This is a genomic window from Pseudomonas sp. NFPP02, from assembly GCF_900119355.1.
GTDB classification, from domain to species: domain Bacteria; phylum Pseudomonadota; class Gammaproteobacteria; order Pseudomonadales; family Pseudomonadaceae; genus Aquipseudomonas; species Aquipseudomonas paracarnis.
This window is the reverse complement of record NZ_FPJI01000012.1, coordinates 174,019-198,250: the sequence shown is the minus strand read 5'-3', so window position 1 is coordinate 198,250 and position 24,232 is coordinate 174,019. Positions and strand designations below refer to the sequence as shown.

Here is a 24,232-nt window from a genome sequence, read left to right as displayed (position 1 = left end):
TTCTGGCCCCGGCGATACGAAAAAAGCCCGACTTTGAGTCGGGCTTTTTCATGGGCGTCTGTTTTTCAGACCGTTACATGCAAGCGCACATCAACGTTGCCACGGGTGGCGTTGGAGTACGGGCAGACCTGGTGCGCGGCGTCGACCAGGCTTTGCGCGTCATCTTGGGCCAGGCCCGGCAGGCTGACATGCAGGTCGATATCCAGGCCGAAGCCGCCAGGGATCTGGCCGATGCCAACGTGGGCGGTGATCGAAGCGTCATCCGGGATTTTGCGTTTGGTCTGGCTGGCAACGAATTTCAGTGCGCCGATAAAGCAGGCGGAGTAGCCGGCAGCAAACAATTGCTCGGGGTTAGTGGCCTGGCCACCGGCGCCACCCAACTCCTTGGGAGTCGACAGTTTGACGTCGAGGATATTGTCGCTGGAAACGGCGCGACCATCACGGCCGCCAGTGGCGGTGGCTACTGCGGTATAGAGCGTTTGCATGGGGCGTTCCTCTGTATGTTTAGCGCTAAACATTTGCGCGCTAAGTAGTTGGTGAGGTGAATGTATAGCGCTAATGTTTAGTGCGCAAGTTAATTTTTCAGTTTTTTGGCTGATTGAAAAAATTGAGGGCACCGCAGAGCAAAAAGTGGGAGCTGGCTTGCCTGCGATTGCGGTGTGTCAGTCAATGCATTGTTGACTGATGTACCGCAATCCCAGCATAGGTATCTACATAACTCTGTTAGCTCAACGGTAACCACGATGCGAAGCGAGCCGCTCTTTATCTTGATCTGCTTTTGATCTTAGGCGCCCCGTTAAACCACGCTGGCGGATTACAGGCACACCGAGCCTGGGCGAGGTGCCGAGTGGTGGGGCAAGAGCGTTTTGCTTACTTTTGTCTGGGCCGGCATTCCGGCTTTTCAAAAGTGAGCCGCTGTAAAAGCGGAACCCTAAGTGGCCGTTACCGCAGGAATGGATATGTACACGGTCCAACTGTGTTGACTGTCAGGCCGTCTTCGCAGGCAAGCCAGCTCCCACATTGGATCGCGGGGCATCAGTTATATCTGTGTCGGCTGCCAGGCCGTCACGGGAGCAAGCTCCCTCGCCACAGATTTAGCGTCGTGCCGAAGTTGTGTAGATACCTATGGCCATCGCAGGCAAACCAGCTCCCACTTTTTAGGTGTGCGTTGCGTCAGAGGCTGGTTTGCAGATTGGCGCGCAACGCGATCAGGTCTCCTTGCAGCTTGCGCAATTGCTCCAGCGCCATCCCGCTGGCGCCCAGGATGCATTGTGGAACATCCTTGGCCTTCTCCTGCAAGGCGCGCCCGGTGTCGGTCAGTTCCACGACTACCACTCGTTCATCTTCGCGGCTGCGGGTACGGCTGAGCAGGCCCTCGGCTTCCAGGCGCTTGAGCAGTGGCGTCATGGAGCCTGGGTCCGTCAGCAGGCGGCTGCTGATTTCGCTGACGGTCAATTCATCCTCTTCCCACAGCACCATCATGGCCAGGTATTGCGGATAGGTCAGGCCGATGGCTTGGAGCAGCGGCTTGTAGACCTTGGTCATCAGCAATGAAGTAGAGTGCAGGGCGAAGCACAGCTGGTTGTCCAGCAACAGCGATTCGCAAGGATCAGGGTTTTTGCTCATGGTGGCGTCTCGAAAAAGCATGTCTGGGCTGGAATCTAGCGGGCAAATCTTTAATGCGCCAGGTAATTTTTGCCGGAGGCGTCAGACCAAGCCACTTTGCAATGCCAGATCCCAAGGCGGCACCGGGCTGAAACGGGATTTGAGATATTCAAGCAACAATCGGCTGCGCGCATTGGGCTGTTGCTCCAGGCGCAGCGCATAAATGCCGGCGGTTTCCGGGCTCGGCAAACCGTCTTCACAAAACAGCGGCAACAGCTCACCGCGTACCAGGTATTCACTGGCCAACCAGGTCGGCAGATGAGCGATGCCCAGCCCGGCCAGTGCACCCGAAAGCAGGGCTTCGGCATTGTTGGCGCTCATGCGGATGCGCCGGGGGCGATAGGTGGTGCGGCGCCCGTCCAGTTCGAAGCGCCAGGCGAACATTGGCGCCAGCCCGTCCCAGTCCAGGCCATCATGTTCGCTCAGCTCTCGAGGATGGGCCGGCGTGCCACGGCTTTTCAGGTACGCGGGGCTGGCGCAGGCGATACGCACAATGCTCGCCAACGGCGTAGCGACCAGCCGGGTATCGACAATATGCCCAGCGCGCAGAACCAGATCGACCTTGCCCAGATGCGCGCCCTGCATATCGACAAAGCTGTCGATCAAGTGCAGGTGCACGTCCAGCCCTGGGTACAGGTTCAAAAAGTCCGCAATGACCGGCGCCAGGTGTCGGCGGCCGAATGCTGCGGGCGCATCGACCCGGATCAACCCCTCCGGCGCATGGCTCAGCGAGACCGCTTCAGCCCGCGCCAGCTGCAACTCGCTGACAATCCGTCGTGCCCGCTCGGCAAAGGCCAGGCCCGCCGAGGTGGGCACTACTGCATGGGTGCTGCGTTGGAACAGGCGGCTGCCCACTGAGTTCTCCAGGCTGTCGATACGCCGGGCCACGGCGGAAGGTGTCAGCGGATGGCGGCGCGCGGCGGCGGAAAAACTGCCGGCTTCCAGGACATCCAGAAACAGGCTGAGTTGGTCGGTCAAGGTGTTGGGGTTCATGGCTCGACGCTTATGCGAGATTGGCACAGCCATTGTGCGTTGCTGTGCGTTTCCGCGCCAGAGCCGACTGCGTAGCATGCAAAGCTTGGAATTGCGGAGTAGCGAGCGGTGTGGGATCTAGTGATGTACTTGGCATTGGGTGCGGCGTTGGGCACCGTGGGTGGGCTGTTTGGCATCGGCGGCGGGCTGATTGCTATCCCGGTACTCGGCGTGTTGTTCGGGCTGGATCAGCAAATTGCCCAGGGCACCGCTTTGGTCATGGTCGTGCCGAACGTGATGCTCGCCCTGTGGCGCTATCACCAACGTAACCGCATCGAGTTGCGTCACGCCTTACCCTTGGGTGTGACCGGCTTTTGCTTTGCCTGGCTGGGATCGATCTGGGCGGTGGGGCTGGATGCGGGCGCCATGCGCATTGGTTTTATTGCGTTCTTGGTGGCGCTGTCTGCCTACAACCTGCTGCGCATGTTTACCCGCAACGCGCCGCCCACCACGCAAATGCGTTATTCCTGGCCCTGGCTTGGCGTCTTGGGCGCGGCATCCGGCTCCATGGGCGGGCTGTTCGGGGTCGGCGGCGCGGTGGTGGCCACACCGGTACTCACCAGTGTGTTCGGCACTACTCAAGTGGTTGCCCAAGGGTTGTCGTTGGCCTTGGCGTTGCCCAGTACCGGTGTGACCCTGGTCACCTATGCCTGGCACCACGAGGTGGACTGGATGATCGGCCTACCGCTGGCGGTGGGTGGCCTGCTGAGTATCAGTTGGGGCGTGAAAGTGGCTCATGCCTTGCCGGAGCGCCTGTTGCGCGGCCTGTTCTGTGGCTTTTTGGTGGTGTGCGCGGTGATGCTTACCTTTAAAGTTTGAAGCCTTCGACGATGTAGTCCGCCAGGCACTCGGTGATCGGCGAGGTCATCTGCGGGTTACGCAGCAAGCGCAGGTTCATCGACGGCAAAGTCGGGAAGCCTTCGTCGCTGCCGAGCACTCGCAGGTCGTCGGTGACCAGGCTTTCCATGCTGACCATCGCCGCCAGGCCCGCACTCACCACCGCCAGGATCGCTGCTCCGTTAGAGCTGTGATAGGCCAGGCGATAATCTCGCCCGGCCGCGTCCAATGCCGCACGTGCCCAATGGGTGTACAGGCACTCGTCGCCGGACACCGCCAGAGGCAGGGCATCGTGCTCCTCCACACAAAAGCACGGTGATGCTGCCCATACCATGCGTTCGGTACGCAACAACTCACCCAGATCATTGCCGGGCTCGCGGCTGATCACGGTCAGCGCCAAGTCCCGCCGTTGCATCAATACGGTCGATGCTTCGCAGTGCATTTCGATTTGAATCAGTGGGTAGGCTTTGGAGAACTGTTTCAGGATCCCTGGCAGAAAGCGCATCACATAGTCATCCGGCGTGCCGATGCGCACCAATCCCACCATATGCGGCTCGCGCAGGGTATTGAACACTTCACTGTGCAATTTCAGGATGCGCCGCGCATAACCCAGCAGCACCTGGCCTTCGGGTGTGAGCCGTACCTGCCGGCCATCGCGCTCGAACAGTTTGCGCTGCAACACGTCTTCTTCCAGACGCTTCATCTGCATGCTGACCGCCGATTGAGTGCGATTGACCGTCTCGCCGGCACGGGTGAAACCGCCCTGGTCGGCAATGGCGACGAAGGTGCGCAGCACGTCTGTGTCGATGCTGGGATAGGCGGACAATTGATCAATCTCCGAGATGTAATGCATAAGAAACATTCGTTGGATTGATCATAATGCCAGGCACACACTGTCGTCATCCCCACTGGAGGGCGAGAAGATGAAAGGTCAAAAAGGTTTCATATCGACGGATAACTGGCTGTTTGCTGGGCTTTTTCACACATTCGCGCGTTGGCAGCTGTTGCATCAGGAGCGGCAGATGCTGGCGACCCTGAGCGATGACGCACTCAAGGACATCGGGCTCAATCGCGCCGACGTCGCGCAGGAAAGCCATCGGCATTTCTGGGAAGACCCGCTGCGAAAATAAGCCCGGATGCAGTAGGGTAGGGCGCGAGCCTCAATGGAGATCGCCATGCCCGCCGACCTGTGTATTTCACTCAAGCAAGCTCGACGCATGGCGCTGGCTGCCCAGGGGTTTTCCGGGCGCCAGGCGCCTGCACAGATAAAGGCCACGCACCTCAACCGCTTGATCGAGCGCCTGGGCGTTTTACAGATCGACTCGGTCAATGCGCTGGTGCGTTCCCACTACCTGCCCGTGTTTTCCCGCCTTGGTTCTTATTCCCCATCGATTCTTGAGCAGGCGGCCTGGAGCCTGGGGCGGCGGCGTTCTCTGTTTGAATACCGGGGGCATGAGGCGTCGCTGCTGCCCTTGGCGCTGTACCCGCTGATGGGTTGGCGTATGGAGCGCGCCCGGCAAGGGCAGGGGATCTATTCGCAGATGGCACGTTTTGGCCGTGAACAGCAGGCGACGATCCAGCGCGTGTTGCGCACCGTCGAACAGCAGGGCGCCGTGGGGGCGGGTAGCTTGTCGACCCGCGAGGAGCGTGCCGGTCCCTGGTGGGATTGGAGTGATGAAAAGCACGCGCTGGAATGGCTCTTCGCCGCTGGCCTGGTCACGGTTGCCGGTCGTCGAGGGTTTGAGCGGCTTTATGATCTGCCCGAGCGTGTTATTCCCGCAGAGGTGCTCAGGGTCTCCATGAGTGAAGGTGAAGCGCAGCGTGGCTTGCTGTTGCACAGTGCGACTGCATTGGGTGTCGCCACTGAAAAAGACCTGCGCGATTATTTTCGCCTCGACCCCGCCGACAGCCGCAACCGCTTGGCCGAGCTGGTTGAGGATGGGCAACTGCTGGCGTGCCAGGTGCGGGGCTGGAAACAACCAGCGTATTGCCTGGCGGCGCCCAAACTGCCGCGCAACGTGCCGGCCAGTGCATTGTTGTCGCCGTTCGATTCGCTGATATGGGAGCGCAGCCGCACCGAGCGCTTGTTCGACTTTCGCTATCGCCTGGAGATCTACACGCCGCAAGAAAGACGCGTGTACGGCTATTACGTCCTGCCGTTTCTCCACAACGAACGCATTGCCGCACGCGTCGACCTGCGGGCCGAGCGTGCCCATGAGCGCCTGGCCGTGCATGCCGTGCACGAGGAAGAACCTGGGCTGGATGAGGAAGGTATGTTGGCGCTGGCCTTGAACCTGCGAAAGATGGCCGACTGGCTAGGGCTGGAACAGATCCAGCTCAATTGCCAGCGGCCCAGTGCTGCCCGGTTGAGGGCTGCGATGCTGAACCGGGATGTCAGCCTTTAAGGCTCTATCGCGGGCAAGCCCGGCTCCCACATTTGAACGCGTTTTTCTGTGGGAGCCGGGCTTGCCCGCGATGGCGTCATCCCCGTCGATAAAACGTCAGCGCTTTACCTGTTTCAAGGTCTCGGCAATCAGGAACGCCAACTCCAGCGACTGATCGGCATTCATCCGTGGGTCGCAATGGGTGTGGTAGCGGTCTGACAGGCCATCTTCGGTGATCGGTCGTGCGCCGCCGATGCATTCGGTGACGTTCTGCCCGGTCATCTCGATATGGATCCCGCCGGCATAGCTGCCTTCTGCCTGGTGCACCTGGAAGAAATCCTTCACTTCGCCAAGGATCTGCGCAAAGTCGCGGGTCTTGTAGCCACTGCTGGCCTTGATGGTATTGCCGTGCATTGGGTCGCAACTCCACAGCACCTGCTTGCCCTCGCGCTGCACGGCACGGATCAGGTTGGGCAAATGGTCGCCGACCTTGCCTGCACCCATACGGGCAATGAGGTTGAGGCGGCCAGGGTCGTTATCCGGGTTGAGGATGTCGATCAGGCGGATCAGGTCCTCCGGGTTCATGCTCGGTCCGACTTTCACGCCGATCGGGTTGTTCACCCCGCGCAGAAACTCGACATGGGCGCCGTCCAATTGACGGGTACGGTCGCCGATCCACAGCATATGCGCCGAGCAGTCGTAGTAATCGTTGGTCAGGCTGTCGCGGCGCACGAAGGCTTGTTCATAGTTGAGCAGTAACGCTTCGTGGGCGGTGAAAAAGCTGGTTTCGCGCAATTGCGGCGAGCTGTCCATGCCACAGGCGCGCATGAAGGCCAGGGTTTCGTCGATGCGGTCGGCCAGTTGGCTGTACTTTTCGGCGAGGGCGGAGTTGGCGATGAAATCCAGGTTCCACTTGTGCACTTGGTGCAGGTCGGCAAAACCGCCCTGGGCAAAGGCGCGCAGCAGGTTGAGGGTGGCGGTGGACTGGTGGTAGGACTGCAACAGGCGGTCCGGGTCTGGCACGCGGCTTTTTTCGTCGAAGCCGATGCCGTTGACGATATCGCCACGGTAGGCGGGCAGGGTGATGCCGTCGATGGTTTCATCGTTGGCCGAACGTGGCTTGGCGAACTGGCCGGCCATGCGCCCGACTTTCACCACCGGGCAACCGGCCGCGAAGGTCATGACAATGGCCATCTGCAGCAGCACCTTGAAGGTGTCGCGGATCTTCGCGGCGGAAAACTCGGCGAAGCTCTCGGCGCAATCGCCACCTTGCAGCAGGAAGGCACGACCCTGGGTCACTTCGGCAAACTGACGGCGCAATTCGCGGGCTTCGCCGGCAAACACCAGGGGCGGGTAGCTCGCCAGGCTCTGCTCCACTTGCTCCAAGTGCGCGGCGTCCGGGTATCGGGGTTGCTGCTGGATCGGCAGGGCTCGCCAGCTATCGGGACTCCAGGGGTGGCTCATCATGAACTCGTTTGCAGGTGGATGTTAGGGCGTCAATGTTAGCAGCAATTAGTGCGTGACCTGTGGTTGCCGCTTGGCCGACAATCGCGCCTTTGTCGTGCGGTAAACCCTTTAGGAGTAGTGATGAGCGAGGAGCGTGTCGAGCGCCTGCTGGCCGAAGTCCATGATGAATTCGGCATGATCCGTGTGCTTGAAGTGGCTGATTACCGCTTTCTCGAATTTGGCGACGCCATCGAGCAAAGCTGTGTGTTCACTGCTGACCCGAGCTGGCTGGAGTACGACTACACCCGCGCGATGCTGATCGGCGCGTTGTGCCATGAACAGCCGGAAAGTGCGTTGTTCCTCGGCCTGGGCGCGGGCACGTTGACCCAGGCATGCCTCAAGTTCCTGGCGCTGGAGGATGTCGAAGCCATTGAGCTGCGCCCCGATGTGCCGCGCCTGGCGATTGAATATCTGGGGCTGGATGACGATCCGCGCTTGTACATCCGCATTGGTGACGCGCTGCAATTGCTCGACAGTGCTGAATCGGCCGATTTGATTTTCGTCGACCTCTACACCGATGTCGGCCCGGGCGTGGGGCATCTGGCCTGGACCTTCCTGGAAAACTGTCAGAAGAAACTCAACCCCGGCGGCTGGCTGGTGATCAACCAGTGGGCCACCGATGACGGCAAGCCGCTGGGGGCGGCGTTGCTGCGTGGGTTGTACCACCGGCATTACTGGGAGCTGCCGGTGAAGGAGGGCAATGTGATTCTATTGGTGCCTTCGGAGCTGGATCAGGTGCTGGACCTGGATGCGCTGTCAGCCCGCGCCGAAGCCTTGGCGCCGCGATTGGGGTATTCGTTGCAGCCGTTGATCAAGGCGATTCGGCCAGCAACTTAGTTGTCAGTTCGGACGCTTTCGCGGGCAAGCCCACAGTCGAGTTGCACTCTGTGTTGAAATGCAATCCCCTGTGGGAGCGGGCTTACCCGCGAAGAGGCTCTCACTGGCGACGGCTAATTCAGTTTGTTCAAATCCCCTTGAACACCCCGGGCCGCTTCTCGACCATCGCCCGAACACCCTCCTTGGCGTCCTCACTGTTGAGCAGTTTATCCACCATGGGCGGCAGCGCGGCGGCTGCGACGGCCTCACCCTCCATGCGCGCCAGGCGTGCCGACATCAACGTTGCCTGCACACCCAGCGGCGCCTGGCGGGCAATGCGGTTGGCCAATTCAATGGCACGGGGCAACAGGTCTTCACTGGCTATCACTTCCTGCACCAACCCCAGGCGCAGGGCCTCATGGGCGTCGAATTCGTCGCCGGTGAGCAGCCAACGCATCGCATTGCCCCAGCCGGCAATCTGATGAAAGCGCAATGTCGCGCCGCCAAACGGAAAGATGCCGCGTTGCACCTCCATCTGGGCGAAGCGGGTATTGCTGGCGCAGAGGTTGATATCCGCCGCCAGCATCAACTCGATACCAATGGTCAGGCAGTAACCTTGGGCGGCGACGATCACCGGCTTGCTCACGCGCGGGCCGGCAAACACCCCCCACGGGTCGCACCCTCCCAGCGGCGGTTGCCAGCCGCCGGCCATTACGCCGCTGACATTGGCCAGGTCCAGTCCTGCGGTGAAGTGATCGCCATGGGCAAACACCACGGCCACCCGTGCGTCATCGTTTCGATCAAATTCGCCATAGGCCAGGCTCAGTTCATTGAGCAAATCCAGGTCAAAGGCGTTGCGCTTGGCCACGCGGTCCAGGCCTAGCAATAGAACATGGCCCTCAAGTGCGCGGCTGACACGGCTACTGCTGGCTTGATTCATCGGGTGTGCCCTCGGGGCGCAGGTGAGGTTTCAGACCAAAGGGTCTCAATGGGTGGGTGAACCGTTTAAGCTCGATAACCAACAGGGCCGGGCCTTTGAAAAATAGACCCTGGCGCATGGATCTGCAAAGCGCGTGACCCAGTGCGGTTTATCGGCGCCTGGCGATAAAAAAAGCTCCCTTTTTCAGCTATTTCCGGTATAGTGCGCGCCGGCCTTTAACCGGGCCGCGTTTAGGTAGCGCAATTCCCCGAAGTCAGCTTCGGCTGCACGTCCGCACAGCGGACTCTTCCTTGACGAATCTTTTTCATTCATTCGTTTTCGCAAATCCCCGCCGACAAAGCAGCCAGGGCGACTCTTGAGTCTCAACACGGCATGCGCAGCTTTGGAGCATGGGTCTTTGCGGATGCACTTAGAGGCAGACCCATGACCCAGGAAACCGGCGGCTTCGCCGCTTTTAATCTTAACCCGAATATTCTTGCAGCCGTCGCAGCGACCGGCTACGAAGAACCTTCGGCGATTCAGCAGCAATCGATCCCGATCATCATGGCCGGTAAGGACATGATTGGCCAGGCGCAAACCGGTACCGGTAAAACCGCCGCGTTCGCCCTGCCTATTCTGCATTGCATCGATCCTGCCAAGCGCGAGCCGCAAGCCCTGATCCTGGCGCCAACCCGTGAGTTGGCGCTGCAAGTAGCAACCGCCTTTGAAACCTACGCCAAGCAAATGCCGGGTGTAACTGTTGTGGCCGTTTACGGCGGCGCGCCTATGGGCCCACAACTCAAGGCAATCCGTAATGGCGCACAGATCGTTGTCGCCACTCCGGGCCGTCTGTGCGACCACCTGCGTCGTGACGAAAAAGTCCTGTCGACCGTGAACCACCTGGTTCTGGACGAAGCTGACGAAATGTTGAAGCTGGGCTTCATGGATGACCTGGAAGTCATCTTCAAGGCGCTGCCAGCGACCCGTCAGACCGTACTGTTCTCGGCTACCCTGCCGCAGTCCATCCGTGCCATTGCCGAACGCCATCTGCGCGATCCGGAGCACGTGAAGATCCAGACCAAGACCCAGACCGTTACCGCGATCGAACAGGCTCACCTGTTGGTTCACGCTGACCAGAAGACCTCGGCTGTATTGAGCCTGCTGGAAGTCGAAGACTTCGACGCCCTGATCATGTTCGTGCGCACCAAGCAAGCGACCCTGGACCTGGCCAGCGCCCTGGAAGCCAAAGGCTACAAAGCCGCTGCGCTGAACGGTGACATTGCCCAGAACCAGCGTGAGCGCGTGATCGACTCCCTCAAGGATGGCCGTCTGGACATCGTTGTGGCGACCGACGTTGCTGCCCGTGGCCTCGACGTTCCACGCATCACCCACGTGTTCAACGTTGACATGCCTTACGATCCAGAGTCCTACGTTCACCGTATCGGCCGTACTGGCCGTGCCGGTCGCGAAGGTCGTGCATTGCTGCTGGTGACTCCACGTGAGCGCCGCATGCTGCAAGTGATCGAGCGTGTTACCGGCCAGAAAGTTGCCGAAGTCCGCCTGCCGGATGCCCAGGCCGTTCTCGATGCGCGCATCAAGAAACTGACCAACAGCCTGGCGCCACTGGTGGCTGACGCTGAATCGACCCACGGCGACCTGCTGGACCGCCTGACCGCCGATATCGGTTGCACCCCGCGTGCCCTGGCTGCAGCCCTGCTGCGCAAAGCTACCAATGGTCAGGCTCTGACCCTGGCAGCCATCGAAAAAGAACGTCCACTGGTTCCGAACAGCGCGCCACGCGGTGATCGTCCAGAGCGTTCCGGTGACCGTCCAGACCGTGGCGACCGTGAGCGTCGTGCTCCAGTGCCATTGGCTGAAGGCCGTGCTCGTTGCCGTACCGCGCTGGGTGCGCGTGATGGTATCGCTGCCAAGAACCTGCTGGGCGCTATCCTCAACGAGGGTGGCCTGGCACGTGAAGCCATCGGTCGCATCCAGGTGCGTGACAGCTTCTCCCTGGTGGAGTTGCCGGAAGACGGCCTGGAAAAACTGCTGGCCAAGCTCAAAGACACTCGCGTTGCCGGTAAGCAGCTCAAGCTGCGTCGCTACCGCGAAGATTGATCCGCCCTTGGGCTGATTGATCGCACATAAAAAATCCCCGACTGGTTCGGGGATTTTTTTCGCCTCATGTTTTAGGCTCCGACGCGATCAACTGTGAGAGCAGGCAAGCCAGCTCCCACAGGTATAACGGTTTCAGCCAAAGCGATAGATATCCATGCCCAAGGCACCCAGTGTGAAGCCTTGGTGCGCCACGCTGAAATCTGCGCCCGCACCCCGCGCAAAGTACAGCGGCAGCAAATGTTCATCGCTGGGATGGCTGCGCACGGCATGTGGCGCCTGGCGGCGATAGTCATGCAAGGCGGCGTCGTCATTGGCCGCGAGTCTGTCGACCACCCAGTCACGAAATTCCCGGGCCCACGGTGTGATCGTCTCCGGCCCGGCGCGCCAATCCAGTTCGCCCAGGTTGTGGGTGATGCTGCCGGAGCCGATCAGCAGCACACCCTGTTCGCGCAGGCTCGCGAGTGCATGCCCGACTTGAGTCTGCAAAGCCGGGCCCAGGCGGCTGGGCAAGGACACTTGTACCACCGGGATGTCCGCTGCCGGGTACATCAGCGACAGCGGGACCCAGGTGCCGTGGTCGAAGGGGCGTTGCTCGTCAATACGTGCAGCCAGGCCGTCGGCGTGCAGCAGTTCGACGATCTCACTGGCCAACTGCGGGTCACCCGGCGCGGGGTATTGCACCGCAAACAGCTCGCGCGGAAAGCCACCGAAGTCGTGCCAGGTTTCGGGGGCAGCACTGCCGCTGACCAGCAGGTCCGGGCTTTCCCAATGCGCCGACACCACCACAATGGCTTTGGGCCGTGGCAGTTCGGCAGCCAGGCGCTGCAGCGCAGGACCGCTGGCACCGGGTTGCAAGGCCAGCATGGGCGAGCCGTGGGAGATAAACAGGCTGGGGAGCATGAGCAGGGTCCTGAGGGTTAAGATGGAGTCATCTTCAATCAGATCATCGATCTAAATCTAATATAAGTTTTAACGCCTTTTGATCGAATTTTCGGAGTGATTCATGCAGCCTGAATTTTGGCAGGACCGCTGGGCGAGCAATCAGATCGGCTTCCATCAGCGCGAGGTCAATCCCTATTTGCAACGGCACTGGCCCGTGCTGGGGTTGCCCGAGGGGGCAAAGGTGCTGGTACCGTTGTGTGGCAAAAGCCTGGACTTGGTATGGCTCGAGAGCCAGGGGTACCCGGTAATGGGCGTCGAGCTGTCGGAGCACGCGGTTGAGGCGTTCTTCAGCGAGCAGGGGCTGGTGCCGCACGTCAGTCATAAGGGCGTCTTCAAGGTCTACCAGGCGGGCCAGATCGAACTGTGGTGTGGCGATTTCTTCAGCCTGGATGCGCAGGCGCTGGTCGGTTGCCGCGGCGTATATGATCGTGCCGCGTTGATTGCATTGCCTCCGCTGATGCGTGCGCAATACGCCGAGCATTTGAATGCCTTGCTGCCGTCCGGCTGCCAGGGGTTGCTGGTTACCCTCGATTACCACCAGGCGCAGAAAGCCGGCCCACCCTTTGCTGTCTCGGACGAGGAAGTGCAGGTGCTGCTAGCACCGCATTGGGCGTTGGAGCGGCTGGAGGAGCGAGACATCCTGGGGGAGAGCTGGAAGTTCGTGCAGGACGGAGTGACTCGCCTTGAAGAGCGTGCTTATCGGCTGACCAGGCTCTAAAAGGCCTTTTCTTTTGTAGGAGCGATGAAATCAGCAGGCACAAAAAAGGGGCGATCAGATCGCCCCTTGTCGAGTCATCCGGCTATCAGCCCCGGCGACGCAGTGCGTCAATCCGCTCTTCCAGCGGCGGGTGGCTCATGAACAGGCGAGCCAGGCCCTGCTTGATGCCGCCGTTGATGCCGAAGGCGGTCAGGCTGTCGGGCATATGCACCGGCAGGCCCTGTTCGGAGCGCAAGCGTTGCAGCGCGCCGATCATTGCGCTGGTGCCCGCCAGGCGTGCGCCGGCTTCATCTGCGCGGAACTCGCGTTTGCGCGAGAACCACATCACGATGGCGCTGGCCAGGAAGCCCAGGACCAGCTCGGCGAAAATGGTCGCCACGAAGTAGGCAATACCACGGCCTTCTTCGTTCTTGAAGATGACCTTGTCGACGAAGTTGCCGATGATCCGCGCAAAGAACATCACGAAGGTGTTCACCACGCCCTGTACCAGCGCCAGGGTGACCATGTCACCGTTGGCCACGTGCCCGATCTCGTGGGCCAGCACCGCCTTGACTTCGTCGGGCGAAAACCGCTCCAGCAGGCCCTGGCTCACGGCCACCAGCGCGTCGTTCTTGTTCCAGCCGGTCGCAAAGGCGTTGGCCTCATAAGCCGGGAAAATCCCGACTTCGGGCATTTTGATGCCTGCTTCTTGAGACAACTGCTCCACGGTTTGCATCAGCCATTGTTCATGGCGAGTGCGTGGTTGCGTGATGATCTGGGTGCTGGTGCTCATCTTTGCCATCCACTTGGAGATGAACAGCGAGAACAGCGAACCGGCAAAACCAAAGACTGCACAGAAAATCAGCAGCTGATTGAGGTTCAGATCAACCCCATTGGCCGCCATGAACCCGTTGAAGCCAAAAAGGCTCAGGGTGACGCTGGCAATCAGTACGACTGCCAGGTTAGTGGCCAAGAACAGCAGGATGCGCATCATGGTTGTAGAATTCTCCTCATGCTTAATATGTCGCTCACTGCGGGGTATATAAGGTGCGGCATGGGGTGATTCAACCGGGGGACTATTTCAAACTGTGTCCTACACCGTTGGCGTAGGGCCTTGAAGGGATTTTCCGACCTGTATTGTCAGCCTTGCTCGACCCGATGCTACCCTGTCGCCCCGTGATTATAGGGGGCACGTCATAGGCAGGGGCCAAATGAAGTACAACCGCAAGTAAGTGACACAGAAGTGTTGCCAGATAATCGCTGTACGACCCTTTGAGAGTCGTACAGCGTCAATTGCCTTACTGGCGATAGGACTTCAGGAAGTTACCGATGCGACCAATCGCCATCTCCAGGTCATCCACACGTGGCAATGTCACCACGCGGAAGTGATCCGGCCATGGCCAGTTGAAGGCGGTACCTTGCACGACCAGCAGTTTTTCTGACAGCAGCAGGTCGAGCACGAACTTCTCGTCGTTGAGGATCGGGCAGACTTTCGGGTCGATCCGCGGGAACGCGTAAAGCGCGCCCATGGGCTTCACGCAGCTCACGCCGGGGATAGCGTTGAGCAGCTCCCAAGTGCGGTTACGTTGCTCCAGCAGGCGACCTTGGGGCAGGATCAGGTCGTTGATGCTCTGGTAGCCGCCGAGGGCGGTCTGGATCGCATGCTGGCTCGGTACGTTGGCGCACAGGCGCATGTTGGCCAGCATGTCGATGCCTTCGATGTAGCTTTGCGCATTGTGCTTGGGGCCGGAGATGGCGATCCAGCCGGAGCGGAAACCCGCCACGCGGTAGGACTTGGACAGGCCATTGAAGGTCAGGCACAGCAGGTCCGGGGCCAGGGAGGCGGTGCAGATATGCACGGCGTCATCGTAGAGGATCTTGTCGTAGATCTCGTCGGAGAACACCACCAGGTTGTGCTGACGCGCCAGTTCCAGCATGCCCAGCAATACTTCCCTGGAGTACACGGCGCCAGTGGGGTTGTTCGGGTTGATGATCACCAGGGCCTTGGTGTTGGGCGTGATCTTGGCTTTGATGTCGGCCAGGTCCGGGAACCAGTCGGCGCCCTCATCACACAGGTAATGCACCGGGTGGCCGCCCGCCAAGGTCACGGCGGCGGTCCACAGCGGGTAATCCGGGGCTGGCACCAGGACTTCATCGCCATTGTTGAGCAACGCCTGCATGGACATCACGATCAGCTCGGACACGCCGTTGCCCAGGTAGATGTCCTCGATGCCGACGCCTTCGACCTGCTTCTGCTGGTAGTACTGCATCACCGCCTTGCGCGCGCTGAACAGGCCCTTGGAGTCGCTGTAACCCTGGGCGGTCGGCAGGTTGCGGATCACATCCTGAAGGATTTCGTCCGGCGCTTCGAAACCAAACGGCGCCGGGTTGCCAATGTTCAGCTTGAGGATGCGATGGCCTTCCTCTTCCAGGCGTTTGGCGTGCTTGAGCACCGGGCCGCGAATGTCATAGCAGACGTTGGCGAGCTTGTTCGATTTGCTGACCTGCATGGCGATGTGATCCTGAAAATGAACGATCCCGACGGCGTAGGCACTACCGTAGGGTGAAGCCTGCACGGCCCGCACCCATAAATACGTTTGAATGCCGATGGCGCGGGTGCCAGACTGGCGTTTTGAAGAGGCGCAATCATACGTGCCGCCTGATCCATGGAAAAGACACAGATCAGGGTTTTTCAGTTGCCGAGGTGTACCGATGGATAAGTTGCAGAAAACTGTAGATGAATGGAAGGCGATGCTCGATCCGGAGCAGTACAACGTGTGCCGTCTCAAGGGTACCGAGCGACCGTTCAGCGGCAAGTACAACGCCACCAAGACCGACGGCGTCTACCACTGCATCTGCTGCAACGAGCCGCTGTTCGATTCCAAGGCGAAGTTTGATTCCGGCTGTGGCTGGCCCAGTTTCTATGAGCCGATCGCCGACAGCGCGATGGTCGAGATCCGCGATGTCAGCCACGGCATGATTCGCACCGAAGTCACCTGCGCCAAGTGTGATGCACACTTGGGGCATGTGTTCCCGGACGGCCCACCGCCGACGGGCCTGCGCTACTGCATCAATTCGGTATGCCTGGAGCTGGTGCCGCGCTAGGCTTGCATGGTCCCTGTAGGAGCGAGCTTGCTCGCGAAAAACGTCAACGATACGGCGGGTTTCCTGAATGAACGCGGCGTCTGATAGTTTTTCGCGAGCAAGCTCGCTCCTACAAATAAGGCTCTTCTTTCCCTGACTTGAGGCATTGCCATGAGCGACTCCCTGCTGAGCATCCCTTGCACAACTATCAAGGGTGAGCAAAAGACCTTGGCCGACTTTGCCGGCAAGGCCATTCTGGTGGTCAACACCGCGAGCAAATGCGGCTTCACACCGCAGTACAAGGGCCTCGAGCAACTTTGGCAGCAATACAAGGACCAGGGCCTGGTGGTGCTCGGCTTTCCCTGCAACCAGTTCGGCAAGCAGGAACCCGGCAATGAAGGCGCGATATCCGAGTTCTGCGAGCTGAACTTCGGCGTCAGTTTTCCGCTGTTCAAGAAAATCGACGTCAATGGCAGCGATGCCCACCCGTTGTTTGTGCAGTTGAAAAAACAGGCCCCGGGGCTGCTGGGTTCCAAGAACATCAAGTGGAACTTCACCAAGTTTCTCATTGGCCGTGATGGCAAGCAGGTCAAGCGTTTTGCGCCAACCACCAAGCCCCAGGACTTGACCCAGGAGATCGAAGCCCTGCTCAAATGACCGCAATATTGCGGGTACCCATCAGAGGCTGGTTGTCTTCGGTACCCACAGTTCCAGTAAGGCGTTGAGTTCTTCACGGCGAAACGGCTTGGCCAGGTAATCGTTCATTCCAGCGGCCCGGCAACGCTCGCGTTCTTCGGCCATCGCGTTGGCGGTCAAGGCAACAATGGGCAAGTCCGGCCAACGCCCGCTCCGGCGAATTTGTCGGCTGGCCTCATAGCCATCCATCACCGGCATGTTGCAGTCCATCAGCACCAAATCGAAGCGCTGGTCCTCCAGAAGCTTGAGGGCTTCGCCACCATGGGCCGCTACGATCACCTCACACCCGAGCTTGCTGAGCATGCCCTTGGCCACCAGTTGATTGACCGCGTTGTCCTCCACCAGCAGGATGCGCCCGCGGTGCGCAAGCGGAGCGGTTTCTATCTGGACCGGGTCGAGCACCAGTTGCGCGCCGCTGCGCAGGTTGCGTTGCAGGATCTGGTACAGCGCGTTGCGGCTCAATGGGCGCGCTTGTTGCTGCAGCGGCGCCAGGGCCGTGACTTCTTCGCTGGGCAAAAAGTTACCATAGGCGGTAACCAGCAGAATCGGCGCGCTGATGCCCGGGCGCAAGCGGAACAAGCATTCAGGGCAGTCGGTGATCAACAGGTCGGGCGCCAGCCCGCTCAAATCATCGTCCTGGGAATAGCAGCGCGGTGTCAGCCCCCAAGAGGGCAATAGCGTGGTGAGCAGCTCCGTCAGCCCGCCGCCGGCGTTGGTGATGGCGATCACCTCGCCCGTGAGCGGTGCATAGCGCATGGCAGGCAAATGCGCGGGCAGTGGGAGGTCGGCGCAGAACTGGCTGCCAAAGCCCACCTCCGAGCTGATACTCAAGCGGCCTTGCATGGCTTCGCACAGGTTATGAGTCAACGCCAGGCCCAATCCCGTCCCGCCAAACTGGCGGGTAATGCCAGCGCCGGCCTGGGTGAACGGCTGGAAGATTTTCACCTGGGCTTCCTGGGCGATGCCAATGCCGGTATCGCACACTTCAATGCTGACCCGACCTTCCAAGGCGCGCAGGCGCACATCGACGCGGCCAAAGCGGGTGAACTTCAAGGCGTTGGAGAGCAAGTTGCTGACGATCTGCCGCACACGGGTAGGGTCGCCGACCACCTGGGCGGGAAATTGCGGGTCGATCAGGCAGGTCAGCTCCACGCTCGGAGCGGCATTTTGCGAGAGCAGGTTGGCGGTATCTTCCACCAATGAGCCCAGGTCGAACGGGATATGCTCCAGTTCCAGCTGGCCGGCGTCGAACTTGGACAGGTCAAGAATATCGTTGAGCAACTCCACCAGCACTTTGCCTGAGTCATGGGCAATGGACAGTTGCTGGCGCTGTTCGGCGGTCAGCGGGCTATCCAGTGAGAGGGCAATCATGCCCAGCAACCCATTGAGCGGCGTACGAATTTCATGGCTCATATTGGCCAGGAATGCTGCCCGTGCCTGAGCCATGCCCAGCGCAGTCATTTTCGCCGCCTCCAGCTCATCGTTGGACTGGCTCAAGCGTTGGTTGCTGGCCTTGAGTTCGAGGGTGCGCGCAGAAACGATATTTTCCAGTTGCCCCAAATACTCCGTGAGGCGATCTTCGGCATGGCGCCGTTGCTGGATCTCGGTTTCCATGTTTTCGAATTGTTGGTTGGCGACGCTGACCAGCACGCCGATTTCATCGTATTCATGGCCCGGTGGGCAATCCAGGCGCGCCTGTTTGCGTGTGCTCAGCTCGCGGATAATGCGCACCAGCGGTTGGGTGAGCATTACGTAGAACAGGCCGAGCAAAATCCCGGTGAGCAGCAGGCTGCGGGCGAAGCCGTTGAGCAGAGTGATCTCGGCGCGATGCAGGAAACGGCTGCCAAAGGCATAAGTATCGACGTCCAGGCGTAGCACACCAAGGGAGTCGTTGGGCATATGGCTGAGAAACAGTCGGTCTTCGAATTGGCGATTGGCACCAAACAGAAAATCGCTGACCGGCCGATAGTTGCTTTCCTTGCGCGGACGGTTGACGTCGGCCAGCACCACGCCATTGTTGTCGATCAACTGCGCGCGGATGATGGCGGGGGAGTGCAGCAGGCCCAAGGTCAGTTCCTGGGCGAGTTCGGCATCGATGTTGTAGGCGATTCTTGACGCCGGGTTATGGCTGATTTCAATCAGTGAGCGTATTTCACGGTTGATGGATGCGTCTTCACTGGCATAATCAATGCCGATTTGGATCAGACTGAGCAGGGTTCCCAAGACGAAACCGACCAGCACAGTCAATCTGGCTTGTTTATAAGACAAGCGGTGGGCGAACTTGATATCCATCGAGTGTTGAACCACTTAGCGTTTCCCTTCGCCCGGCAAGCATAGCTGAACATCCACAAGCTTTGGCTCGCCCGGCATGAATCGTTTGTTTGATGCAGCCCTACAGTTTGCCGCAGGGTTGCCAATACGCCATCTTTTGCAAGAAGTTGCCAGAGGAATAGCTGTGGATTCTCGATTGAATGCCTTTCTTGAGCGCGCCGATGCGGTGCTGGCTCGCCTGGAACCGTTGTTACCCGCCCCACGCCAGGCGATCGACTGGCACCAATGCCTGGCCGCCCGCTGGCAGCGCGAAGGTCGCAATGGCTTCCTGTTAGCGTTGGAAGTGAGCCTGGACATGCGCCTGTCGGACCTGATTGGTGTCGACAAACAACGTGAACAACTGGCGCGCAACACCCAACAGTTCCTTGATGGGTTACCCGCCAACCACGCTCTGTTATGGGGTTCGCGTGGCACCGGCAAGTCTTCCATGGTCCGGGCCTTGCTCGCCCAGCACGCCAACGCCGGCCTGCGTCTTATCGAGATCGAGCGTGACCACCTGGCTGACCTGCCGCGGGTGGTCGAGCAACTGGTCAAGCTACCACAACGCTTCATTTTGTTTTGCGATGACCTATCGTTCGAGGCCGGCGAAGGTGACTATCGCGTGCTCAAGAGCGTGCTGGATGGTTCCCTGGAACAGGCGCCGGAAAACGTGCTGCTGTACGCCACGTCCAACCGTCGCCACCTTGTGCCGGAAAACCAGAGCGACAATGACAACTGGAAACGCGTGGACGGCGAATTGCACCCGAGCGAGGCGGTTGAAGACAAGATTGCCTTGTCGGATCGTTTTGGCTTGTGGTTGTCGTTCTACCCCTTTACCCAGGAGCATTTTCTGGATGTGGTGGAACACTGGATCGGTGAGTTGGCCAGCAAGGCCGGCTTGCAGTGGCAACGCGATGAGCAGCTTGACGTTCTCGCGGTGCGTTGGGCCACTGGGCGCGGCAACCGCAATGGCCGGTGCGCCTATCAATTCGCCCGTTACTGGGTGGGTCTTAAATTGCTGGAACGTCAACCATGATCGATTTACAACAGGCCGGCAGCGGCCTTGATGGCTATGCCATGCTCTGCGCGCAACTGGAGTCATTGCTGGCTGATGAGCGCGATTTTATTGCCAACAGTGCGCAGTTTTCCGCGTTCCTGTTCAACCAGTTGGATGACTTGAACTGGGCTGGCTTTTATCTCAATCGTAACGAAGAGCTGGTGCTTGGGCCCTTTCAGGGGCAGATCGCCTGTGTGCGCATTCCGTTTGGTCGCGGCGTGTGTGGTGCGGCTGCGGCCTCACGGAAAACCCAGCGCGTGGAGGACGTGCACGCGTTCCCAGGCCATATCGCCTGCGACAGCGCTTCGAACAGTGAATTGGTGGTGCCATTGGTCAAGGACGGCCAACTGATTGGTGTCCTTGACCTCGACAGCCCATTGCTGGGCCGCTTTACCCCTCAGGACCAGGAGGGGATTGAGCGGCTGGCGGAGATTTTCCTGCAGTTGACCGACTGCTGAAGCGGTGGGTACTTATGCTGGTCGCGGTAGGAGCGCATTTGCTCGCTCCCGCCACGACGGGCTTTGGTGCTATTGGGCTTGCAGTTCATCGAGTTGAACCCGCAGCATCTTCTCCAATTCCAGCATGAGCTGTTCCAGGGCCCTGATGCCGCTTTCGATCACGGCCCACTCCTCATTGCGAGAACAGGTTTGCTCCAAGGCTTCGCATTGCCCCGCCAACGAATGGGCTTGAACGATGCGGGCGGCACCCTTGATCTTGTGGGCTTGCTCAATGATGTCCGAGGGGGGCGCGTGTCGATCCCGCAGTTCGATAAGGACCTTGCGGTCGTGAAGGCTGCTGCTCAGCAGCTCCTCCAGCAAGCGTCGACTCAACTGTGGATCACCGCCGGTCAGCGCTTCCAGGCATTCGAGGTCCAGCCGTTGGGGCACGGTTTCAGGGGCGATATGTGCCAGTTGGCGCTCTAATACGGTAAGGCTGATGGGTTTGAACAGGCAGTCATCCATGCCGGCTTGCACGCACCGTTGCCTTTCCTCCGGCTGGGCGTTGGCGGTAAAGCCCAGTACCACGCAGGGCACCAATTGTTCGCGTTGCTCATATTCACGGATTGAACGACTCAGTTCGTAGCCATTCATGATGGGCATGTTGCAGTCGGCAATTACCAGGTCGAAATGCTCTTTACGCCAGGCCTGGAACCCTGCGGCTCCGTGCTCGGCAGCGATGAATTTATGCCCCAGGTAGCCCAATTGCTGGCACATCAGCAGGCGATTCGCCGGATGGTCGTCTACCACCAGTACGTTAAGCACCCGTGCGGTGGCCGGCGTTGGCGGCGTGTGTTCACCCACCGCCTGGATCGCTTGCAGGCGAGGCATGCTCAGGTTGACGTGCACCTGGGTGCCGACCATGGGCACGCTGCTCAGGCTCAATTGGCCGCCCATCATCGCGCACAGGCTGCGGCAGATCACCAGACCCAGGCCCGCGCCACTGCGCGCCAGTTGCCCGGAGTTGTCCGCCTGGGCAAAGGGTTCGAACAGGCGCTGTTGGTCATCCCGGCTGATGCCGATGCCGGTGTCTTCCACCACCAGTTTCAGCTCGATCTGCTCCGGGGCCTGGGTAGGCTGCAGCTCGACCTTGATCTTGACCTGCCCTTGTTCGGTGAACTTGATCGCGTTGCTCACAAGGTTCGATAGCACCTGCTTGAAGCGCAGCGGGTCTATCAGCACCTCGATATCGTTCAGGTCGGGTTTGAACTCCAGTAGCAGGCTGAGGGTTTTCTGCCGTGCGAGACCGTCGAAGACGCGCACCACTGATTCAATTACCTCCCGCAGGTTGACGCGCTCCGGCGCCAGGCTGAGGCGGCCGGACTCGATACGCGCGATGTCGAGAATGTCACCGATCAGCTCCAGCAGGTCTCTGGCCGAGTTGTACGCCACCTCGATCGCCGGACGGTCAAGGTGTCCTTGGTCGGCGCGCTTGAGCGTCAGTTCGAGCATGCCGATCACAGCGTTCATCGGGGTACGAATCTCGTGGCTCATGGTAGCCAGGAACGTGCTCTTGGCGCGGTTGGCTTCGTCGGCGCGCTCCTTGGCAGCGCGTAGTTCATCGAATAGCTGGCGTCGGTCACTGATATCGATCCAGCCACCGATGATGCCCTGGACTTCACCCGTAGAGTCGCGGTAGGGAAGGATCCAGTGATAGATGGTCAGTTTCTTGTCGTGGATATGCAGGCTGCGATCGAGGATCAGCGGGTTACCCTCGGCCACCACACGCAGATAGTCAGCATGATACTGGGCTGCCTCCGACGCCAGCGCCATGGTCATCTGGGTCACGCTTTTGCCGATCACCTCTTCGCGCTTGACGTCGAACACCTGCAGGTAGCTGTCGTTACAGGTCTGCAACAACCCATTGCGGTCGCGCACGTAGATCGGATGGGGCGTCTCATTGACCAGTGCACGCATGAACTCGAACTGATCGTTGAGGGCACGTTCGGCCATTTTTCGATGCTTGATCTGGCGACGCATGTAGGCGTTCCAGGCTAGGGATATCAACAGCAACAGCCCGGTGCCGATGATGATTCGCGCGATCAGTTGATGGTAATTACGCCAGTAGCTGTCCGATGCGGCGGTGTAGCCACGCCAGCGACTGTTGATTACGCCCATTTCATCCGGGGCAATGCTGAGCAGCGCCTTGTCGAGTATCGAGCTCAATTCCGTGGCTTGGCGCGAGGTAGCAAGAGAGAAGGTCGCTGGGGTCGTGCCGATGCTGGCGCTTATTTGCAATTTATCCTGGAAGACCTGGGATGACAGGAAATAGTTGGCGATCACCAAGGTATTCACTGCCCCATCCACTTGTCCCTGTGCTAGCAGCTCCGATGCTCTGAACGTATCACTGGTTTCCACCAGTTGAACCTGCGGGAAGTCTTTGCTCAAGGTCGCGGCCAGTGGGTTGCCTCGGGTGATTGCCAGACGCTTTCCTGCCATCTGCTCCATGTTCGAGGGGGCACCTTGCTCTCTGCGTGTCAACAATACATAGGAGTTTTCCAGGTAGGGGCGGCTGAAATTAAGCTGCGAATCTCGTTCGTTGCTGGGCACGATGGCACCGATCATATCGACTTTCTGGGTCGCGACCTGGTCGATCATCGCGCTGACATCGCGCCCGCGCTGCACCGAAAAACGCAGGCCGGTGCGCAAGCGAATCAACTCCAGCAAGTCGGCGGTGATGCCGCGAAAGTTGCCGTCTGCATCGAAGAACGTCAGGGGCGCGAAAGTTTCGTTGACCACTACGGTGACCACCGGATGCTCTTTGAGCCAGCGCTCTTCGCGCTGGGTCAGTTGCAGCTTCTTGTCAGTCAGCAGGATGTCGCTGCCGGCGCTCCAGCGCTTGGCAATGCTTTCCCTTTCGTTGATGGGCACCGAGGCCAGGACTGAATCGACAATGCTGAGGAGCATCCGGTTGTCCTGGCGCATGGCAAAACTGAAGCCATAAGCTTCATGCTTGCCGAAGTTGGCCATGCGAATGTTTTTGAGATAGCCCTTGTTGATCATGTAATGGGTGGAAATGGTGTCACCGAGAAACACATCCGCCTGGTCGAAGGCCACTGCATTCAAGGCATTCTGATAGGACGGGTAGGCGCGGATGCTCGCCTTGGGGTACAGCTTCTCCACCTCATTGAGCGGCAGGTAGTGATAGACAAGGCTCAGGCGCAACCCATCGAGGCCTTCGCTGAGGCTGCGGGTTTCTCCCTCGCGCGTGACCAGCACCGGCTGGTCCACGGCATAAGGTTCGGAGAGGATAAGATTTGGCGTCGCAGCTTCAAACCCGTTTGAGGAGCCCAGCAGGTCAATTTCCCCGTCTTCCAGGGCGCGAATGGCCGCCGCTCGGGAGGGGTAGCGCATCACATTGATTGGCAGGGAGAGTGCCTTGGCCAGTAATCCTGCGTAGTCGGCGGTAAGGCCTTCGTAGTCATGGCCGCTGGAAGTGAGGTCGAAGGGCGGGTAATCAGGTGTGGATGTCCCCAGCGTGAGTTCACGTTTGTTCTGCAGCCACTGGCGCTGGGCCTTGTCAAAATGAGTGTCCAGTTGAACAGCTCCCGCACGACTCAAGAGGGTGAAACGTTCCGGGCTGGTTTGGTGCTCCGCCAGCACGGTAGTGCTGAAGTACAAACCGGCACTTAATATAATCAGATAGTCCTTTATACGCCTGGGCATCCGCTT

At 59.7% G+C, this 24,232-nt stretch carries 21 protein-coding genes; 10 read left to right on the top strand and 11 right to left on the bottom strand.

All coding sequences use genetic code 11. The annotated features are described in order from the left end of the window. Positions 1–65 precede the first annotated feature (65 nt). The 3 genes from BT204_RS21100 to BT204_RS21090 all read right to left on the bottom strand — a co-directional run bounded on the left by BT204_RS21100 (position 66) and on the right by BT204_RS21090 (position 2,658). Positions 66–485 (bottom strand): organic hydroperoxide resistance protein, encoded by a 420-nt coding sequence (locus tag BT204_RS21100; protein ID WP_034126737.1) that lies wholly within the window; start codon positions 483–485, stop codon positions 66–68. 688 nt (positions 486–1,173) lie between these two features. Next, complete coding sequence (locus BT204_RS21095; protein ID WP_034127142.1) at positions 1,174–1,626, bottom strand: MarR family winged helix-turn-helix transcriptional regulator; 453 nt, start codon at positions 1,624–1,626, stop codon at positions 1,174–1,176. An 81-nt stretch (positions 1,627–1,707) separates the two neighbouring features. After that, a complete protein-coding gene (locus tag BT204_RS21090; protein ID WP_072448175.1) occupies positions 1,708–2,658 on the bottom strand; it encodes a LysR family transcriptional regulator in 951 nt (316 codons plus the stop codon). Between the two features lie 108 nt (positions 2,659–2,766). Here BT204_RS21090 and BT204_RS21085 point away from each other — a divergent pair, with 108 nt between their 5' ends. Then, positions 2,767–3,516, top strand: coding sequence for a sulfite exporter TauE/SafE family protein (locus BT204_RS21085; protein ID WP_034127144.1), 750 nt, complete (start codon positions 2,767–2,769; stop codon positions 3,514–3,516). Here BT204_RS21085 and BT204_RS21080 read toward each other — a convergent pair. Beyond that, positions 3,506–4,387, bottom strand: coding sequence for a LysR family transcriptional regulator (locus BT204_RS21080; RefSeq protein ID WP_072448173.1), 882 nt, complete (start codon positions 4,385–4,387; stop codon positions 3,506–3,508). The two genes, BT204_RS21085 and BT204_RS21080, sit on opposite strands and share 11 nt — an antisense overlap. Positions 4,388–4,457: 70 nt before the next feature. Here BT204_RS21080 and BT204_RS21075 point away from each other — a divergent pair, with 70 nt between their 5' ends. Both BT204_RS21075 and BT204_RS21070 read left to right on the top strand, forming a co-directional pair. Beyond that, positions 4,458–4,664, top strand: coding sequence for a DUF1127 domain-containing protein (locus BT204_RS21075; protein WP_054920152.1), 207 nt, complete (start codon positions 4,458–4,460; stop codon positions 4,662–4,664). Positions 4,665–4,709: 45 nt separating this feature from the next. Beyond that, positions 4,710–5,939 carry a winged helix-turn-helix domain-containing protein gene (locus BT204_RS21070; protein ID WP_072448172.1) on the top strand — a complete coding sequence of 410 codons (1,230 nt, stop codon included), beginning with the start codon at positions 4,710–4,712 and terminating at the stop codon, positions 5,937–5,939. Between the two features lie 96 nt (positions 5,940–6,035). On the opposite strand, the gene BT204_RS21065 is transcribed toward BT204_RS21070, so the two are convergent. Further along, positions 6,036–7,382 carry a class II 3-deoxy-7-phosphoheptulonate synthase gene (locus BT204_RS21065; RefSeq protein WP_054897897.1) on the bottom strand — a complete coding sequence of 449 codons (1,347 nt, stop codon included), beginning with the start codon at positions 7,380–7,382 and terminating at the stop codon, positions 6,036–6,038. A gap of 123 nt (positions 7,383–7,505) precedes the next feature. On the opposite strand from BT204_RS21065, the gene BT204_RS21060 reads away from it, so the two are divergent. Continuing rightward, positions 7,506–8,261, top strand: coding sequence for a spermidine synthase (locus BT204_RS21060; protein ID WP_034127149.1), 756 nt, complete (start codon positions 7,506–7,508; stop codon positions 8,259–8,261). Between the two features lie 127 nt (positions 8,262–8,388). Here the strand turns inward: BT204_RS21060 and BT204_RS21055 are convergent, their stop codons facing one another. Further along, positions 8,389–9,180 (bottom strand): crotonase/enoyl-CoA hydratase family protein, encoded by a 792-nt coding sequence (locus tag BT204_RS21055; RefSeq protein WP_072448170.1) that lies wholly within the window; start codon positions 9,178–9,180, stop codon positions 8,389–8,391. A 423-nt stretch (positions 9,181–9,603) separates the two neighbouring features. Between BT204_RS21055 and BT204_RS21050 the strand changes: the two genes are divergently transcribed. Further along, positions 9,604–11,277 carry a DEAD/DEAH box helicase gene (locus tag BT204_RS21050; RefSeq protein WP_014717677.1) on the top strand — a complete coding sequence of 558 codons (1,674 nt, stop codon included), beginning with the start codon at positions 9,604–9,606 and terminating at the stop codon, positions 11,275–11,277. A 132-nt stretch (positions 11,278–11,409) separates the two neighbouring features. Here the strand turns inward: BT204_RS21050 and BT204_RS21045 are convergent, their stop codons facing one another. Then, a complete protein-coding gene (locus BT204_RS21045; RefSeq protein ID WP_072448168.1) occupies positions 11,410–12,177 on the bottom strand; it encodes a DODA-type extradiol aromatic ring-opening family dioxygenase in 768 nt (255 codons plus the stop codon). A gap of 103 nt (positions 12,178–12,280) precedes the next feature. On the opposite strand from BT204_RS21045, the gene BT204_RS21040 reads away from it, so the two are divergent. After that, the gene (locus BT204_RS21040; RefSeq protein ID WP_072448166.1) at positions 12,281–12,937 is read left to right on the top strand and encodes a thiopurine S-methyltransferase; all 657 of its coding nucleotides are present in this window, start codon (positions 12,281–12,283) and stop codon (positions 12,935–12,937) included. Between the two features lie 85 nt (positions 12,938–13,022). On the opposite strand, the gene htpX is transcribed toward BT204_RS21040, so the two are convergent. After that, positions 13,023–13,910: a protease HtpX gene (gene htpX / locus BT204_RS21035; RefSeq protein WP_003189904.1), complete on the bottom strand. Its 888-nt coding sequence runs from the start codon at positions 13,908–13,910 to the stop codon at positions 13,023–13,025. Between the two features lie 304 nt (positions 13,911–14,214). Beyond that, on the bottom strand, positions 14,215–15,426 hold the full coding sequence (locus BT204_RS21030) for a pyridoxal phosphate-dependent aminotransferase (protein WP_044273990.1): 1,212 nt from the start codon (positions 15,424–15,426) through the stop codon (positions 14,215–14,217). Between the two features lie 202 nt (positions 15,427–15,628). Between BT204_RS21030 and msrB the strand changes: the two genes are divergently transcribed. Next, positions 15,629–16,021 (top strand): peptide-methionine (R)-S-oxide reductase MsrB, encoded by a 393-nt coding sequence (msrB, locus tag BT204_RS21025; protein WP_034127154.1) that lies wholly within the window; start codon positions 15,629–15,631, stop codon positions 16,019–16,021. Positions 16,022–16,171: 150 nt separating this feature from the next. After that, complete coding sequence (locus tag BT204_RS21020) at positions 16,172–16,657, top strand: glutathione peroxidase (protein WP_034127155.1); 486 nt, start codon at positions 16,172–16,174, stop codon at positions 16,655–16,657. A 21-nt stretch (positions 16,658–16,678) separates the two neighbouring features. Here BT204_RS21020 and BT204_RS21015 read toward each other — a convergent pair whose 3' ends face one another. Beyond that, entirely contained in the window at positions 16,679–18,988 is a 2,310-nt protein-coding gene (locus BT204_RS21015; protein WP_072448164.1) for a hybrid sensor histidine kinase/response regulator, read from the bottom strand. A 163-nt stretch (positions 18,989–19,151) separates the two neighbouring features. Between BT204_RS21015 and BT204_RS21010 the strand changes: the two genes are divergently transcribed. Beyond that, positions 19,152–20,042 (top strand): ATP-binding protein, encoded by an 891-nt coding sequence (locus tag BT204_RS21010; protein ID WP_072448162.1) that lies wholly within the window; start codon positions 19,152–19,154, stop codon positions 20,040–20,042. Next, positions 20,039–20,521, top strand: a complete 483-nt coding sequence (locus BT204_RS21005) for a GAF domain-containing protein (protein WP_054897893.1) — start codon at positions 20,039–20,041, stop codon at positions 20,519–20,521. Before BT204_RS21010 ends, BT204_RS21005 begins: the two co-directional genes overlap by 4 nt. 69 nt (positions 20,522–20,590) lie before the next feature. On the opposite strand, the gene BT204_RS21000 is transcribed toward BT204_RS21005, so the two are convergent. Then, positions 20,591–24,226, bottom strand: a complete 3,636-nt coding sequence (locus BT204_RS21000; protein WP_072448160.1) for a transporter substrate-binding domain-containing protein — start codon at positions 24,224–24,226, stop codon at positions 20,591–20,593. Positions 24,227–24,232 lie beyond the last annotated feature (6 nt).

Excerpts from the sequence above, each read along its gene's own strand:
- BT204_RS21100 (WP_034126737.1), bottom strand. The coding sequence starts at position 485 with ATGCAAACGCTCTATACCGCAGTAGCCACCGCCACTGGCGGCCGTGAT.
- BT204_RS21095 (WP_034127142.1), bottom strand. The coding sequence starts at position 1,626 with ATGAGCAAAAACCCTGATCCTTGCGAATCGCTGTTGCTGGACAACCAG.
- BT204_RS21090 (WP_072448175.1), bottom strand. The coding sequence starts at position 2,658 with ATGAACCCCAACACCTTGACCGACCAACTCAGCCTGTTTCTGGATGTC.
- BT204_RS21080 (WP_072448173.1), bottom strand. The coding sequence starts at position 4,387 with ATGCATTACATCTCGGAGATTGATCAATTGTCCGCCTATCCCAGCATC.
- BT204_RS21075 (WP_054920152.1), top strand. The coding sequence starts at position 4,458 with ATGAAAGGTCAAAAAGGTTTCATATCGACGGATAACTGGCTGTTTGCT.
- BT204_RS21070 (WP_072448172.1), top strand. The coding sequence starts at position 4,710 with ATGCCCGCCGACCTGTGTATTTCACTCAAGCAAGCTCGACGCATGGCG.
- BT204_RS21065 (WP_054897897.1), bottom strand. The coding sequence starts at position 7,382 with ATGAGCCACCCCTGGAGTCCCGATAGCTGGCGAGCCCTGCCGATCCAG.
- BT204_RS21060 (WP_034127149.1), top strand. The coding sequence starts at position 7,506 with ATGAGCGAGGAGCGTGTCGAGCGCCTGCTGGCCGAAGTCCATGATGAA.
- BT204_RS21055 (WP_072448170.1), bottom strand. The coding sequence starts at position 9,180 with ATGAATCAAGCCAGCAGTAGCCGTGTCAGCCGCGCACTTGAGGGCCAT.
- BT204_RS21050 (WP_014717677.1), top strand. The coding sequence starts at position 9,604 with ATGACCCAGGAAACCGGCGGCTTCGCCGCTTTTAATCTTAACCCGAAT.
- BT204_RS21045 (WP_072448168.1), bottom strand. The coding sequence starts at position 12,177 with ATGCTCCCCAGCCTGTTTATCTCCCACGGCTCGCCCATGCTGGCCTTG.
- BT204_RS21040 (WP_072448166.1), top strand. The coding sequence starts at position 12,281 with ATGCAGCCTGAATTTTGGCAGGACCGCTGGGCGAGCAATCAGATCGGC.
- htpX (WP_003189904.1), bottom strand. The coding sequence starts at position 13,910 with ATGATGCGCATCCTGCTGTTCTTGGCCACTAACCTGGCAGTCGTACTG.
- BT204_RS21030 (WP_044273990.1), bottom strand. The coding sequence starts at position 15,426 with ATGCAGGTCAGCAAATCGAACAAGCTCGCCAACGTCTGCTATGACATT.
- msrB (WP_034127154.1), top strand. The coding sequence starts at position 15,629 with ATGGATAAGTTGCAGAAAACTGTAGATGAATGGAAGGCGATGCTCGAT.
- BT204_RS21020 (WP_034127155.1), top strand. The coding sequence starts at position 16,172 with ATGAGCGACTCCCTGCTGAGCATCCCTTGCACAACTATCAAGGGTGAG.
- BT204_RS21015 (WP_072448164.1), bottom strand. The coding sequence starts at position 18,988 with ATGGATATCAAGTTCGCCCACCGCTTGTCTTATAAACAAGCCAGATTG.
- BT204_RS21005 (WP_054897893.1), top strand. The coding sequence starts at position 20,039 with ATGATCGATTTACAACAGGCCGGCAGCGGCCTTGATGGCTATGCCATG.
- BT204_RS21000 (WP_072448160.1), bottom strand. The coding sequence starts at position 24,226 with ATGCCCAGGCGTATAAAGGACTATCTGATTATATTAAGTGCCGGTTTG.